Raw genomic sequence first — 13,762 nt, 5'->3', positions numbered from 1 at the left:
CCGTCCCGCAACGGAAGGGAACAGGAGCATGGGCATTCTCTGGACGATCATCATCGGGTTTCTGGCCGGCATCGTCGCCAAATTCCTGATGCCGGGCCGCGATCCGGGCGGGTTCATCATCACCACCCTGCTGGGCATCGCCGGCGCCTTCGTCGCCACCTATCTGGGCGCCGCCGTCGGCTGGTACCGGCCGGGCGAGGGAGCCGGCTTCATCGGCGCCATCGTCGGCGCCATCGTCATCCTGGCGATCTACCGCATGATCGCCGGACGCAGCACGACGGTCTGACGCCTGCCTGACAGGAGAAGGCCCCCTCCCGCCGGAGGGGGCCTTCTCCTTTTCAGACCAGCGCCACCGGTCGCGGCATGAAGACCGCCCGCGAGATGGCGGCGCGGATCGCCTCGTTGGTGAAGGGCTTGCGGACGATCTGGCCGAGGTGGCAGGCGTCCAGTTCCTCCAGGTCGCCGTCGAAGGCGGTGATGAAGATCGTGCGCAGCGATCGCGTGCGGCGCAGATGACGGGCGATCTCGACCCCGCTGCCACCGTCGGCCAGACGCACGTCGACCAGCGCCAGCGTGGGATTCTCGGCCCGCAGCAGCGACAGCGCCTCCCGCTCGTTCACCGCGGTGCCGCAGACGACATGACCCATGTCGGCCACCACCTCGCCGATCTCCATCGCCTGAAGGGCGTTGTCCTCCACCACCAGCACCCGCTGGGTCATCGCCAGACGGACCCGTTCGCGCGCGTCCTTCAGCCGGCCGATCGCCTCCAGCGGGGCGAGGTTCAGGATCTGGGCGGCTTCCGCGAGGCTCAGTTCCTCCAGCGTCACCAGCAGGTACAGCCGGCGCTCGCACTCCGGCAGCGTGGCGAGCGCGCGCTCGATGGGATGCGGCGAAACCGCCGGACGGGCGGCGGCGGACTGGATGGCGGACTGGTCGAACAGCAGATGCAGCAGCGCGTAGAGCGGCAGCCGCGCCCCCTCCCCCCGGTCCAGCCCGAAGCGCGTCGGCGCCATCACCACGACCTCGACGCAACGCGTCGCCAGCGCGTCACCAGCCTCGACCGCCCCCGTCAGCGCGCGCGCGTAACGGCGCAGAGGCGGCAGATGATCGTAGAGTTCGCGTCCGTAGGTCTGCATGATCCGCGTCCTCTGCGGGCAAGCGTCCTGGCGGTCGGCCAAGCCGGTTAACAAAATATGAACGGCCTTCAAACCTATCACGCCGCCCCTCCGCCGGCGACGGGAAAAGGGGAGCAGCCGATCCGGCCAGGACCGAAGGGTCAGCGGGATTTTTCGCGGACTTGGCGCGACCGCCACTGCCACGGCTTCTCCACCTGACCGGCCCACAGCCCCATCCGCTTGCTCTGGGCGTAGGCCTCGCCCTTCTGGTAGGCAGCCGACAGGCTGGCGTAATGGAACGCCCAGCCGCGCGACACCATCGCCGCCCCCAGATCGACGCCGCGCACCCGGCACTCACCCTTCCTCTCGCCGGTCCGGTCCTTTTCCGAGACGGTGCAGGTCACCTCCTCGTCCTTGACCATGGCGGCGAGCACCGCCGTCGCAATCTTGAAACAGTCCAGTTCGTGACCGTAACGGTTCTTGCATTTCTGCCCCGGATCGGGGGCGTCGATCCCCATCAGGCGGACCGGCGTGTCGTTGATGACCAGCAGATCCCCTTCGGCGGCAACCGCTTTGCCTTTTAGCGTCTCGTTGGGCGTGGCGGCCACCTTGCCTTTGGTCGGGCCGGCCGTCTGGGCCGACGCATAGACCGGACAGCCGAACAGGGTGAGTGCGGCCAGCAGGACCGCGGCGAGCCGGTCAGAACAGCGTCGGCTGGTCATCGGCGGCCTTGCGGCGGGATGGTCCATCGGGCGGCTGGGGGGACGGCGGGTCGAGGCAGGACGGGTCGTCGTTGCGCACGCTGTTGACGCGCGGCCCGACCACGGCGACCTCCAGCCAATCATCCGGCGCCGGCCGCAACAGCGCCTGCACCGCCGGCAGCGGAGCGGCGGGATCGAGCCAGCGCTCCCAATCGGCCGGGTCGAGCACCACCGGCATGCGCTCGTGCAGGGCCGACAGGGTGGCGTTGGCGGTGGTCGTGACGATGGTGACGCTTTCCAGCGGCCGTTCCGGCGGCGGTCCGCCCTTCGGCCCGCGCCAGATCTCCCACAGCCCGGCCAGCGCGAAGGGCGCGCGGTCGCGGCGGCGGATGACGTGGCCCTGCCGGCGCGGTCCCGCCGCCGTCCATTCGTAGAAGCCGTCGAGCGGAACGAGGCAGCGCCGCCGGCGCAGCGCCTCGCGGAAGGCCGGCTTCTCCGCCGCCGATTCGGCCCGCGCGTTGATCATCCGCGCGCCGATGGCGGGATCCGCCGCCCAATGCGGCACGAGGCCCCAGCGCGCCAGCGCCAGGCGGCGCCCGTCCTCTTCCTCCCGGACGATCGGAATGTCCTGGGTCGGGGCGACGTTCCAGCGCGCCTTCAGGTTCGGCTTGTCCGGCACGCCGAAGATCCGCTGAAGCTCGCTGACGGGGGTGGTGAGCAGCATGCGTCCGCACATGCCATGACTATGGCGTCCCCGCCCCCGCCCGGCCAGCCCATAATCCCCTTTCCCCCGTTTGCCCCCGCCATCGCCGTCATGCCCGGCATCGCCGCCATGACGGGCGCATGCCGTCAGGCGGGGTTTCCCTTCGCCCCGCCCCGCCCTATCCTCGACGGTGACCGGCCTCCGGCCCACCTCGGCAAAGCGGGAGTTCCTTCATGAAGTTCGGCATCGGCCAAGCGGTTCCGCGCACCGAAGACGCACGCCTCCTCACCGGCGGCGGCCGCTACACCGACGACGTGACCCTGCCCGGACAGACCTTCGCGGTGTTCGTGCGCTCACCCCACGCCTTCGCCGCCATCGGCGCCATCGACACGGCCGACGCCGTGGCGGTGCCCGGCGTGCTGGCGGTCTACACGGTCGCCGACCTCGACGCCGCCGGAGTCGGGCCGATTCCCTGCAACTCGGACCTCAAGCAGCGCGACGGCTCGCCCTACGTCCGCACGCCACGCCCGGCGCTGGCGCGCGGCTTCGTCCGCCATGTCGGCGACCCGGTCGCCCTGGTGGTGGCCGAAACGCTGGAGGCCGCCCGCGACGCCGCCGAGTTGGTGATGGTCGATTACGACGACCGCCCCGCCGTCACCGGCACCGCCGAGGCGCTGGAGCCCGGCCGCCCGCAGGTGTGGGACGAGGCCCCCGGCAACCTCTGCTTCGATTGGGACACCGGCGACGAGGCCGCCGTCGAGGCGGCGCTGGCCACGGCCGCCCGCGTCGTCGAGCTGGAGATCGTCAACAACCGCGTCGTCGCCAACCCGATGGAGGGCCGCGCCTGCCTCGCCGGGGTCGAGCCGGACAGCGGACGCTTGCAGATCCACGTCACCAGCCAGGGCGTCCACAGCCTGCAAAAGCAGTTCTGCGACATCCTGAAGGAGCCGAAGGAGCGCATCCGCGTCCTGACCACCGACGTCGGCGGCGGCTTCGGCATGAAGCTGTTCAACTACCCCGAATACGTCGCCTGCCTGTTCGCCGCCCGCGCCCTGGGCCGCGCGGTGAAATGGGCCGCCGAGCGCACCGAGGGCTTCGTCAGCGACGACCACGGCCGCGACCATGTCAGCCGGGCGCGGCTGGCGCTCGACGCCGACGGCCATTTCCTCGGGCTGCGGGTCGACACCGTCGCCAACCTCGGCGCCTACCTGTCCAACTACGGCCCCTTCATCCCGACCGACGCCGGCTCCGCGATGCTGGTCGGTTCCTACCGGACTCCGGCGGTCTATGTGCGGGTCAAGGGCGTCTTCACCAACACCCAGCCGGTCGACGCCTATCGCGGCGCCGGCCGGCCGGAGGCGGCCTATCTGCTGGAGCGGCTGATCGACCACGCCGGCCGCGTCACCGGGCTTGGCCCGGCGGAGATCCGCCGCCGCAACTTCATCCCGGCCTCGGCGATGCCCTACGCGACGCCGATGGGACAGGTCTACGACACCGGCGAATTCGCCCGGAACCTGGAGGACGGGCTGATCCTGGCCGACATGGCCGGCCTACCCGCCCGCAAGGCGGAAGCCAGGGCGCGCGGCCGGCTGCGCGGCGCCGGCCTGTCGACCTACATCGAGGCCTGCTCGGGCGGCGGGCCGGAGCAGGCGACGGTGCAGGTCGGCGGCGACGGCCGCGTCGTCCTGCTGATCGGCACCCAGACCAACGGCCAGGGCCACGAGACCGCCTACAAGCAGATCCTCGCCGACCGGCTGGGCGTGCCGCCCGAGGATGTCGAGGTCGTGCAGGGCGACACCGACCGCGTCACCTGGGGCGCCGGCACCGGCGGCTCGCGCTCCGTCCCGGTCGGCGGCTCGGCGCTGGCGGAGGGGGCGGCCAAGGTGGTGAGGAGCGCGATCCCGGTCGCGGCCGACCTGCTGGAAACCGCCGAAATCGACATCGAGTTCGCCGAGGGCCGCTTCACCGTCGCCGGCACCGACCGCAGCGTCTCGCTGAAGGAGGTCGCGGCCAAGGCGGCGGCGGCCCGCAGCGGAACGGACCAGACGGGAATCGCCTTCTCCGAGCGGGCGCGCTGGTCGCCGCCGGCCAGCACCTTCCCCAACGGCTGCCACGTCGCCGAGGTCGAGATCGATCCCGACACCGGCACCGTCGAGGTCGTCCGCTACAGCGTGGTCGATGATTTCGGCACCGTGGTCAACCCGATGCTGGTGATCGGGCAGGTGCATGGCGGCGTGGCGCAGGGGCTGGGGCAGGCGTTGCAGGAGCGCGTGGTCTACGACCCGGACAGCGGCCAGCTGCTGACCGGCTCCTTCATGGACTACCAGATGCCGCGCGCGGTCGACATGCCGCCGATCCAGGTGAAGCTGAACTGCGTGCCGAGCACCACCAACATGCTGGGCATGAAGGGCGCCGGCGAGGCCGGGGCGATCGGCGCGCCGCCCGCCATCATCAACGCACTGGTCGACGCGCTGTCGGAGCACGGCATCCAGCACATCGACATGCCGGCGACTCCGCTGGCGATCTGGTCGGCGATCCAGGCCGCCGGGCCACGGGGTGCCGGGCCACGGGGTGATGGAACGCGGGCGGCGGCCGAATAGGAGGAGGGCACCCAGACGAAAGTGGTGGCGTTGTCACACCTCCGTCGGGTTAAACCTGTGACAGCGTCCCTTACCTATAGGCGAGGATCAAGCGGAGGGCGTGGCAGGATGGCGGCTGTTGGTACGGGATGCGGGGGCCGGTGCGCCGAGCGCTTCGATCTGGACTTCACCATGGCGTTCCAGCCCATCGTGGATGTGGCGGCCGGCGGGATCTGGGCGCACGAGGCGCTGGTGCGCGGAACGGAAGGCCAGGGCGCCGGCTGGGTGCTCGGGCAGGTCAACGAGGGCAACCGCTACAGCTTCGACCAATCCTGCCGCGTCAAGGCCATCGAACTGGCGTCCGGGCTGCCGATGGACGGCGCCCGGCTGTCGATCAACTTCCTGCCCAACGCGGTCTACAAGGCGGAGGCCTGTATCCAGGCGACGCTCGCCGCCGCACGGCGGACCAACTTTCCGACCAGCCGGATCATCTTCGAAGTCACGGAGAACGAGCGCCTCGTCGATCACGGCCACCTGAAGGGCATCTTCGCCGAATACAGGCGGCAGGGCTTCATGACCGCCATCGACGATTTCGGGTCGGGCTATTCCGGCCTGAACCTGCTGGCGGAATTCCAGCCGGACATCATCAAGCTGGACATGGAGCTGACGCGCAACATCGACAGCGAGCGTCCCCGCCGCAGCATCGTGAAGGCGATCCTGATGGTCTGCGCGGATCTCGGCATCACCCCGGTGGCCGAGGGCGTGGAAACCGCCGGCGAGGCCGATGCCCTGAGCGATCTCGGCATCCGTCTGATGCAGGGCTATCTCTTCGCCAAGCCGGCCTTCCAGGCGATGGTCGGCGCGGCCGACATCCCCCGCCTCCAATGAACCGCGAACGGCTGTAACACAACGTTACCGAACGCCTGCCGTCCGGACATCAACCGGCAACGATGCGGGGGCATCCTGCGGTCATCGGGAAATCATCGGGGCATCAGGTTCCCGATGCCGAAACCCCGATACCGAAACCCCGATACCGAAACAAGGGGACCACCCTCATGAAGCGCAGCATGGTCGCGGCCCTCATCGCCGCCGTCACCTTTTCCAGCCTCGCCGGGTCGCAAGCCATGGCGCAGGGATGGAACCAGGGCCACGAGGCTCCCCCTCCCCATGCGCGGCCCGACCAGAGAGGGCCGGACCGGCGCGGACCGGATCGGCCAAACGATCATCGCCCCGCCGACCACCGTTACGAGCATCGCCCCGAGCGTCCTTCCGAGCACTATTGGCGGACGGGCCAGCGGTTGCCGCAGGAATACCGTGGCAAACGCCATGTCATCGTCAAGCCGGCCAGCCATCACCTCCATCGCCCGCCACGCGGGCATCACTGGGTCCGGGCGGGACGCGATGCCGTGCTTGTCGTCAGCGGAACCGGCGTGGTGATCGAGTTCCTGCCCGGCTTCTTCCGCTGATCCCGGGCGGAAGGCGCGCCCGTGGCGAAGCCCCCGCGATCCGGCCGGCATGACGGCCAGGCGTGGCGGAGTGCCACTTTTGCGCAAATGGCCAAGACGCAGGTTTTGGGAGGATGATGACGTCTCTGATGGAACCGGAGACTTCAGGGCGGCCCGCGATCCCAGGGCCGCCCTTTCCTTTTGTCTCCAGGAGCCCGGAAATCCGTGGCGCTCCGGGGGGCCGCGTCTTACTGGAGCGTGGCGTATTCGGCGGGCTGCTCGATCGGGCGGGCGAGCGGAACCCGCGTCATCCCATAGCTGTCCAGCCGTTCGATGACCTTGCGGTAATAGCCCAGCACGTAGACGCGCAGTTCGGCGGTCAGGCTGGCCTCGCCGCGCTGGCGGTCGATCTCGGAGACCAGTTCGGTCACCAGGATGCAGCGGCGCCGGGCGACGTCGTCCACCGCGTCCCAAATTTCCTGTTCCATGCGTAAGCTGGTCCGGCGACCATTTACCCTAAGATTGCGGCAAATCATCTGTACCCCCTTGGCTACCGGCGCTCAAAATCCTCCTTCCCCCCCATGCCGCAGTGAAGTTTTTCACACAGCGGAATGGCGCCCATCGACCGGGGCCGACGGTGCCAAGCATGATCGTTCCTTGTTCGTTCGCAAACGGCGCCCTATCTTGTTCCGCGACCTGTCTCCGCCCCCTCCAGCCCTCCGGTCCATGGACGCCCCTTCCTCCGCTCATCCCCTTCCGGCGCCGATCCCGCCCAACGTCGCCGCGTGGTTCCGCGCAAAGGGCTGGGCGCCGCACGCCCATCAGGTCGCCATGGTCGAGGCGGCGGAGCGCGGCGAGAGCGCCCTGCTGATCGCGCCGACCGGCGGCGGCAAGACGCTGGCCGGCTTCCTGCCCTCGCTGATCGAGCTGGCGGAACGGCCGCGCGAGGGGCTGCACACGCTCTACATCTCGCCGCTGAAGGCGCTGGCGGTGGACATCCAGCGCAATCTGGACACCCCGATCGCCGAGATGCGCCTGCCCATCCGGGCCGAGACGCGGACCGGCGACACGCCGGAGTCCAAGCGGCGGCGCCAGCGCGTGCACCCGCCGCACATGCTGATGACGACGCCCGAAAGCCTCGCCCTCCTGCTGTCCTACGCCGACGCCGACCGGCTGTTCCGCGGCCTGCGCTGCGTCATCGTCGACGAGCTGCACGCGCTGGCCGGGACCAAGCGCGGCGACCTGCTGGCGCTGGGGCTGGCGCGGCTGTCCCGGCTGGCCCCGGCCGCAAGGCGGGTCGGCCTGTCGGCCACGGTGGCCGAGCCGGAGCGGCTGCTCGCCTGGCTGTCGCGCAGCGGCCGCTGGAGCGCGGACGGCGGGGACGGCGACGTCAGGCTGGTGCTGGGGCGATCCGGCGCGCAGGCCGAGATCGGGATCCTGGCCACCAAGGAACGCCTGCCCTGGGCCGGCCACATGGCGCTGCACGCGCTGGCCGAGGTGTACGACCGCATCCGCCGGCACCGGACCACGCTGATCTTCGTCAACACCCGCGCCCAGGCCGAACTGGTCTTCCAGGCGCTGTGGCGGGTCAACGACGACAACCTGCCGATCGCGCTCCACCATGGCTCGCTGGCCGCCGAGCAGCGCCGCAAGGTCGAGGGCGCCATGGCGCGCGGCGAGCTGCGCGCGGTGGTCGCGACCTCCTCGCTCGACCTCGGCATCGACTGGGCGGCGGTCGATCTGGTGGTGCAGATCGGCGCCCCCAAGGGGTCGAGCCGGCTGGTCCAGCGCATCGGCCGCGCGAACCACCGGCTCGACGAACCGAGCCGGGCCCTGCTGGTTCCCGCCAACCGCTTCGAGGTGCTGGAATGCCGCGCGGCGCTCGACGCCGTGCGCGACCGCAAGCTGGACGGCGAGGCGCCGCGCCCCGGCGGCATCGACGTGCTGGCCCAGCATCTGCTCGGCATGGCCTGCGCCGCGCCCTTCCTGCCCGACGAGCTCTACGAGGAGGTGGTTTCCGCCGCTCCTTACGCCGCCCTGTCGCGCGACGAGTTCGACGACGTGCTGGATTTCGTCTCGACCGGCGGCTACGCGCTGGGCGCCTACGAGCGCTTCCAGCGGCTGCGCCGGCGCGAGGACGGCCGGCTGGCGGTGGCCGGCCCGGCGGTGGCGCGGCAGTACCGGATGAATGTCGGGACCATCACCCAGGAAGCGCTGCTCCGGGTCCGTCTCAACCGCGGCCCGGTTCTGGGCGAGGTGGAGGAGTATTTCATCCAGGGGCTGACGCCGGGCGACAGCTTCCTGTTCGCCGGGCAACTGCTGAAGTTCCTGGGCGTGCGCGAGATGGAGGCACAGGTCGCCAAGGGCGGCACCGGCGACCCCAAGGTTCCGGCCTACGCCGGCGGCCGCCTGCCGCTGACCACCCATCTGGCCGAGCGGGTCCGCGCCATGCTCGCCGACCCGCGAAGCTGGGACCGTCTGCCCGGCGACGTGAAGGAATGGCTGACGCTGCAACGCCTGCGCTCGCTGCTGCCGTCGCGCGACGGGCTGCTGGTGGAGACCTTCCCCAAGGCCGGCAAGCGCTTCCTCGTCGCCTACGCCTTCGAGGGGCGCAACGCCCACCAGACGCTCGGCATGCTGCTGACCCGGCGGATGGAGCGGTTCGGGCTGGGGCCGCTGGGCTTCGTCGCCACCGACTATGTGCTGGCGGTGTGGTCGCTGCGTTCGCCGACGGACATGGATTCGCTGTTCGACCAGGACATGCTGGGCGACGACCTGGAGGCCTGGATGGACGAATCCTCGATGCTGCGGCGGACCTTCCGCAACGTCGCGCTGATCGCCGGCGTGATCGACCGCCGCCATCCGGGGCAGGAGAAGACCAGACGGCAGGTGACCTTCTCCTCCGACCTGATCTACGACGTGCTGCGCAAGCACGACCCCGGCCATGTCCTGCTGCGGGCGACGCGGGCCGACGCGGCGGGCGGCCTGACCGACGTGCGGCGCCTGTCGGATTTCCTGGCACGGGTGCGCGGCCGGATCACCCACAAGGACCTCGACCGCATCTCGCCGCTCGCCGTCCCGGTCATCCTGGAGATCGGCCGCGAGCGGGTGGACGGCAGCGCCACCGACGAGCTTCTGGCGGCGGCGGCCGACGCGCTGGTGGCCGAGGCCATGCCGGAGCTGGGGCAAACCGCCGCCGCGCCCGCCGTGCAGGGACGGCTGTCCCTGTGACCGCCCAGGGAACCGAGGCCCCCGGCCGCATCGACGACAGCCGCGCGCCGGTGGCGCTGCACGGGGCGGCACTGGCCGCCGACGCCTCGGGCGCGCTGCTGTGGCCGGCGGAAGGGGTGCTGGCGGTCGCCGACCTGCATCTGGAGAAGGGTTCCGCCTTCGCGGCGCGCGGCCGGATGCTGCCGCCCTACGACACGCGGGCGACGCTGGAGCGGCTGGCCGCCCTGGTCGACCGCGAGAAGCCGGCCCGCGTCCTCTGCCTCGGCGACAGCTTCCACGACCGCCGGGCCGGCGCCCGCATGGAGTCCGCCGACGCCGAGCGTCTGCGCGCCCTGACCGCCGCCGTCACCGACTGGGTGTGGATCACCGGCAACCACGACCCCGACCCGCCGGAGGGGCTGGGCGGCCGCTCGGTGGCCGAGTTCCGGCTCGGCCCCCTGGTCTTCCGCCACGAAGCGCAGCCGGGTGCGGTGGGCGAACTGTCCGGCCATCTGCACCCGGCGGCGGCGCTGGCGCTGGGCGGGCGGCGGGTGCGCGACCGCTGCTTCGTAACCGACGGCGCCAAGCTGGTCCTGCCCGCCTTCGGCAGCTTCACCGGCGGCCTGAACGTGCTGAACCCGGCCATCGCCGGGCTGCTCGCCCCGCGCTTCGACGCGCTGCTGACGGTGCGTGGGCGCATCCACCGCTTCCCCCGCGACCGCCTGTCGCCCGACCGGGGCGGCTGAAGGACGGTTGGCCGAAGCGTCGGCGCGGCCTATATCGCGTTCCCGCGTCGCCGTTCTCTCCGAGTCATCCGCATGCCGATCCCCGCCCCGACCATCGTCTGGTTCCGAAACGATTTGCGCCTCGCCGACAACCCGGCGCTGACCGAGGCCGTTCGGAGCGGCGCGCCCGTCCTGCCCGTCTATATTCTCGAGGATCCGGCCGGCGATCCCTGGCCGATGGGCGGCGCCTCGCGCTGGTGGCTGCACGGCAGCCTGGAGCGATTGGGGGAAGCCTGCGCCCGGCTGGGATCGCCGCTGCTGCTGCGCCGGGGCGAGGCCGTCCGCGTCTTGACCGGCCTGATCGACGAGACCGGCGCCGACCGCGTGCTGTGGAACCGCCGCTACGCCCCGGCGCTCGCCGCCCGCGACCGCGCCGTCGAGGAGGCGTTGACGGAACGCGGCGTCGAGGCCGCCCATTTCAACGCCGGCCTGCTGGCCGAACCGTGGACCGTCACGACCAAGACCGGCGGCTCCTACAAGGTCTTCACACCCTTCTGGCGCGGCGTGGCGCCGACGCTCGACCTGCTCCAGCCGTCCCGCGCGCCGAAGCGGCTGACCGGCCCGGCCAAGCCGGTCGCCTCAGACCGGCTGGGGGAGTGGGCGCTGCGCCCCGCCAAGCCCGACTGGGCCGGCGGCCTGCGCGACGCCTGGACGCCCGGCGAGGACGCCGCCCTCGAGCGTTTCGCGGATTTCCTCGATGGCCCGGTCGCCGCCTACCCGGCGGAGCGCGACCGGCCGGCCCATGACGGCACCTCCGCCCTTTCCCCGCGCCTCGCCTTCGGGGAGATCGGGCCGCGCCAGATCTGGCACGCCGCCCGTCACGCCGCCGATGCCCGGCCGGAACTGGCCGGCGGCGTCGAGGTCTTCCTTCGCGAGATCGGGTGGCGGGAGTTCAACCACCATCTGCTCCACCAGGCCCCGCACCTCCCCGACCAGCCCTTCAACACGCGCTTCGCCGGCTTCCCCTGGCGCACCGACCCGGACGGGATGGCGGCGTGGCGGCGCGGGCGGACCGGCTATCCCATCGTCGACGCCGGGATGCGGCAGCTCTGGCAAACCGGCTGGATGCACAACCGGGTGCGGATGATCGCCGGCTCCTTCCTGATCAAGGATCTGCTGCTGCCCTGGCAGGAGGGGGAGCGCTGGTTTTGGGACACTCTGGTGGACGCCGACCTTGCCAACAACGCCGGAAACTGGCAGTGGGTCGCCGGCTGCGGGGCCGACGCCTCCCCCTTCTTCCGGATCTTCAACCCCGTCCTCCAGGGCGAAAAATTCGACCCTGACGGCGCCTATGTCCGCCGCTTCGTCCCGGAGCTGGAGCGGCTGCCGGCGCGCTGGATCCACAAGCCGTGGGAAGCGCCGGCCGACATCCTGCGCAAGGCCGGCGTCCGGCTCGGCGAGGATTACCCGCATCCCGTCGTCGATCACGGCGAGGCCCGCGACCGCGCGCTCGCCCTCTACCGGGAGCGCAAGGGCGGCAAGATCTGATCCAGGCCGCTGCGGCGACGCGGCGCTTTGTTTCGGCGACGGCAGGGTTATATAGTAACGTCATGACCGCCCACACCCACCACCCCGCAGCCGGCCCTATGCCTCACGACCACAGCCATTGCGTCGCCGACGCGCTGACCCGCGCCGACGCGCTCTGCGCGGAGCGCGGCGCCCGCCTGACCACCCTGCGCCGCCGCGTGCTGGAGCTGGTGTGGTCGAGCCACCGGCCGCGCGGCGCCTACGCCATCCTGGAGGATCTGAGCCAGCAGGACGGCAAGGCCACGGCACCGCTCACCGTCTACCGCGCGTTGGAGTTCCTGGTCGAACAGGGGCTGGTCCACCGCATCGAGTCGCTGAACGCCTATGTCGGTTGCGCCGCCCCCGGCCCCACCCATTCCGGGCAGTTCCTGGTCTGCGAGGGCTGCGGGGACGCCGCCGAGATCGACGACCCGCAAGTCCGCACCGCCATCGAGACCGCCGCCGCCGCACGCGGCTTCCGTGTCCAGCGCCCCACCGTCGAGGTGCGCGGCGTCTGCAAAGCCTGTCAGGAGAAACACCCGTGAGCGCTCCCGCCACATCCCCTGCCGCTTCCCCCCGCCTGCCCGTCTCGGTGCTGACCGGCTTCCTCGGCAGCGGCAAGACCACCCTGCTCCAGGCCCTGCTGCGCCATCCCGGCATGGCCCGCACCGCCATCGTCATCAACGAGTTCGGCGAGGTCGGGCTCGACCATCTGCTGGTCGCCAAGGCGTCGGAGAACATGGTGCTGATGGACAGCGGCTGCCTGTGCTGCACCATCCGCGGCGATCTGGTCGACACGCTGCGCGACCTGTTCCTGAAGCGGGTGCGCGGCGAGGTGCCGGACTTCGACCGCGTGGTCGTCGAGACGACCGGGCTGGCCGACCCCGCCCCGATCATCCACACGCTGATGACCGACCCGCTGCTGGCGGCGCGTTTCCGGCTGGACGGCGTCATCGCCACGGTGGACGCGGCGCACGGCTCGCTCCAGCTCGACCGGCAGCCGGAAAGCGTGAAGCAGGCCGCCGTCGCCGACCGCATCGTGCTGACCAAGACCGACGTCGCCACGCCGGGCGCCACCGTGGCGCTGATGCAGCGGCTGAAAGCGATCAACCCGGCCGCCCCGATCATCCCCGCCGCCCATGGCGAGGTCGATCCCAAGGGCCTGTTCGACGCCGGCCTCTACAACCCCGAGACCAAGAGCCCGGACGTCGCCCGCTGGCTGCGCGAGGAGGCCTACCGCGACGGGGAAAAGGCCGCGCACGGGCATCATCATGACCATGACCATCATCATGGGCACGGCCACGACCATCATGGCCATGAGCACGGCGAACACTGCGGCGCCGACTGCGGGCATGATCATGACCATGGGCATCACCACGACGCCAACCGCCACGACGACCACATCCGCGCCTTCTGCATGATCGTCGAGCGGCCGATCCCCTGGAACGGATTCGTCGATTTCATGGAGGCGCTGATCGCCCAGGGCGGCGACAATCTGCTTCGGGTGAAGGGGCTGCTGAACGTGCGGGAAAGCGAGCTGCCGGTGGTCGTCCACGGCGTCCAGCACATGTTCCACCCGCCGGTGCGGCTGGAGGAATGGCCGGGCGAGGACCACCGCACCAAGCTGGTCTTCATCACCCGCGATCTCGGCCAGCCGGTGATCGAGCCGTTGTTCGACAGTCTGGTGTGGGGCGAAGAGGGCAAGCCGGCCGCGTGAC

The 13,762-nt window shown here is 71.0% G+C and carries 13 protein-coding genes; 9 read left to right on the top strand and 4 right to left on the bottom strand.

Annotated features, from left to right (window positions below; all coding sequences use genetic code 11):
- Nucleotides 1-28 precede the first annotated feature (28 nt).
- Nucleotides 29-286, top strand: a complete 258-nt coding sequence (locus tag JN22_RS24490) for a GlsB/YeaQ/YmgE family stress response membrane protein (protein WP_085556372.1) — start codon at nt 29-31, stop codon at nt 284-286.
- Between the two features lie 52 nt (nt 287-338).
- Here JN22_RS24490 and JN22_RS24485 read toward each other — a convergent pair whose 3' ends face one another.
- From JN22_RS24485 to JN22_RS24475, 3 genes are all read right to left on the bottom strand, one after another.
- Nucleotides 339-1,136, bottom strand: coding sequence for a PhyR family response regulator anti-anti-sigma factor (locus JN22_RS24485; RefSeq protein WP_085556371.1), 798 nt, complete (start codon nt 1,134-1,136; stop codon nt 339-341).
- Between the two features lie 140 nt (nt 1,137-1,276).
- Nucleotides 1,277-1,837 (bottom strand): thermonuclease family protein, encoded by a 561-nt coding sequence (locus tag JN22_RS24480; protein WP_085556370.1) that lies wholly within the window; start codon nt 1,835-1,837, stop codon nt 1,277-1,279.
- On the bottom strand, nt 1,815-2,540 hold the full coding sequence (locus JN22_RS24475) for an SOS response-associated peptidase (protein ID WP_085556369.1): 726 nt from the start codon (nt 2,538-2,540) through the stop codon (nt 1,815-1,817). The genes JN22_RS24480 and JN22_RS24475 overlap by 23 nt, the downstream gene beginning before the upstream one ends.
- A 212-nt stretch (nt 2,541-2,752) precedes the next feature.
- Here JN22_RS24475 and JN22_RS24470 point away from each other — a divergent pair, with 212 nt between their 5' ends.
- The 3 genes from JN22_RS24470 (at nt 2,753) to JN22_RS24460 (ending at nt 6,564) form a co-directional block, all read left to right on the top strand.
- Nucleotides 2,753-5,119 (top strand): xanthine dehydrogenase family protein molybdopterin-binding subunit, encoded by a 2,367-nt coding sequence (locus JN22_RS24470; protein WP_085556368.1) that lies wholly within the window; start codon nt 2,753-2,755, stop codon nt 5,117-5,119.
- Between the two features lie 108 nt (nt 5,120-5,227).
- Entirely contained in the window at nt 5,228-5,986 is a 759-nt protein-coding gene (locus JN22_RS24465) for an EAL domain-containing protein (protein WP_085556367.1), read from the top strand.
- Between the two features lie 167 nt (nt 5,987-6,153).
- A complete protein-coding gene (locus tag JN22_RS24460; RefSeq protein WP_179166218.1) occupies nt 6,154-6,564 on the top strand; it encodes an RcnB family protein in 411 nt (136 codons plus the stop codon).
- A 227-nt stretch (nt 6,565-6,791) separates the two neighbouring features.
- Here JN22_RS24460 and JN22_RS24455 read toward each other — a convergent pair whose 3' ends face one another.
- Nucleotides 6,792-7,079, bottom strand: a complete 288-nt coding sequence (locus tag JN22_RS24455; protein ID WP_085556365.1) for a ribbon-helix-helix domain-containing protein — start codon at nt 7,077-7,079, stop codon at nt 6,792-6,794.
- A 190-nt stretch (nt 7,080-7,269) separates the two neighbouring features.
- On the opposite strand from JN22_RS24455, the gene JN22_RS24450 reads away from it, so the two are divergent.
- The 5 genes from JN22_RS24450 (at nt 7,270) to JN22_RS24430 (ending at nt 13,761) form a co-directional block, all read left to right on the top strand.
- Nucleotides 7,270-9,774 carry a ligase-associated DNA damage response DEXH box helicase gene (locus JN22_RS24450; RefSeq protein WP_085556364.1) on the top strand — a complete coding sequence of 835 codons (2,505 nt, stop codon included), beginning with the start codon at nt 7,270-7,272 and terminating at the stop codon, nt 9,772-9,774.
- Nucleotides 9,771-10,499: a ligase-associated DNA damage response endonuclease PdeM gene (gene pdeM / locus JN22_RS24445; protein ID WP_085556363.1), complete on the top strand. Its 729-nt coding sequence runs from the start codon at nt 9,771-9,773 to the stop codon at nt 10,497-10,499. Before JN22_RS24450 ends, pdeM begins: the two co-directional genes overlap by 4 nt.
- A 72-nt stretch (nt 10,500-10,571) precedes the next feature.
- A complete protein-coding gene (locus tag JN22_RS24440; RefSeq protein WP_085556362.1) occupies nt 10,572-12,026 on the top strand; it encodes a cryptochrome/photolyase family protein in 1,455 nt (484 codons plus the stop codon).
- Nucleotides 12,027-12,088: 62 nt separating this feature from the next.
- A complete protein-coding gene (locus JN22_RS24435; RefSeq protein ID WP_085556361.1) occupies nt 12,089-12,589 on the top strand; it encodes a Fur family transcriptional regulator in 501 nt (166 codons plus the stop codon).
- Entirely contained in the window at nt 12,586-13,761 is a 1,176-nt protein-coding gene (locus JN22_RS24430) for a CobW family GTP-binding protein (protein WP_223677871.1), read from the top strand. Before JN22_RS24435 ends, JN22_RS24430 begins: the two co-directional genes overlap by 4 nt.
- The last annotated feature ends 1 nt before the right edge of the window (nt 13,762 follow it).

This window comes from Azospirillum agricola (assembly GCF_020005195.1).
Classification (GTDB): domain Bacteria; phylum Pseudomonadota; class Alphaproteobacteria; order Azospirillales; family Azospirillaceae; genus Azospirillum; species Azospirillum agricola.
This window is presented reverse-complemented; position numbering and strand designations above follow the sequence as displayed.

What these genes read in the sequence shown, in the direction of transcription:
- JN22_RS24490 (WP_085556372.1), top strand. Translation starts at nt 29, where the DNA reads ATGGGCATTCTCTGGACGATCATCATCGGGTTTCTGGCCGGCATCGTC.
- JN22_RS24485 (WP_085556371.1), bottom strand. Translation starts at nt 1,136, where the DNA reads ATGCAGACCTACGGACGCGAACTCTACGATCATCTGCCGCCTCTGCGC.
- JN22_RS24480 (WP_085556370.1), bottom strand. Translation starts at nt 1,837, where the DNA reads ATGACCAGCCGACGCTGTTCTGACCGGCTCGCCGCGGTCCTGCTGGCC.
- JN22_RS24475 (WP_085556369.1), bottom strand. Translation starts at nt 2,540, where the DNA reads ATGCTGCTCACCACCCCCGTCAGCGAGCTTCAGCGGATCTTCGGCGTG.
- JN22_RS24470 (WP_085556368.1), top strand. Translation starts at nt 2,753, where the DNA reads ATGAAGTTCGGCATCGGCCAAGCGGTTCCGCGCACCGAAGACGCACGC.
- JN22_RS24465 (WP_085556367.1), top strand. Translation starts at nt 5,228, where the DNA reads ATGGCGGCTGTTGGTACGGGATGCGGGGGCCGGTGCGCCGAGCGCTTC.
- JN22_RS24460 (WP_179166218.1), top strand. Translation starts at nt 6,154, where the DNA reads ATGAAGCGCAGCATGGTCGCGGCCCTCATCGCCGCCGTCACCTTTTCC.
- JN22_RS24455 (WP_085556365.1), bottom strand. Translation starts at nt 7,079, where the DNA reads ATGATTTGCCGCAATCTTAGGGTAAATGGTCGCCGGACCAGCTTACGC.
- JN22_RS24450 (WP_085556364.1), top strand. Translation starts at nt 7,270, where the DNA reads ATGGACGCCCCTTCCTCCGCTCATCCCCTTCCGGCGCCGATCCCGCCC.
- JN22_RS24440 (WP_085556362.1), top strand. Translation starts at nt 10,572, where the DNA reads ATGCCGATCCCCGCCCCGACCATCGTCTGGTTCCGAAACGATTTGCGC.
- JN22_RS24435 (WP_085556361.1), top strand. Translation starts at nt 12,089, where the DNA reads ATGACCGCCCACACCCACCACCCCGCAGCCGGCCCTATGCCTCACGAC.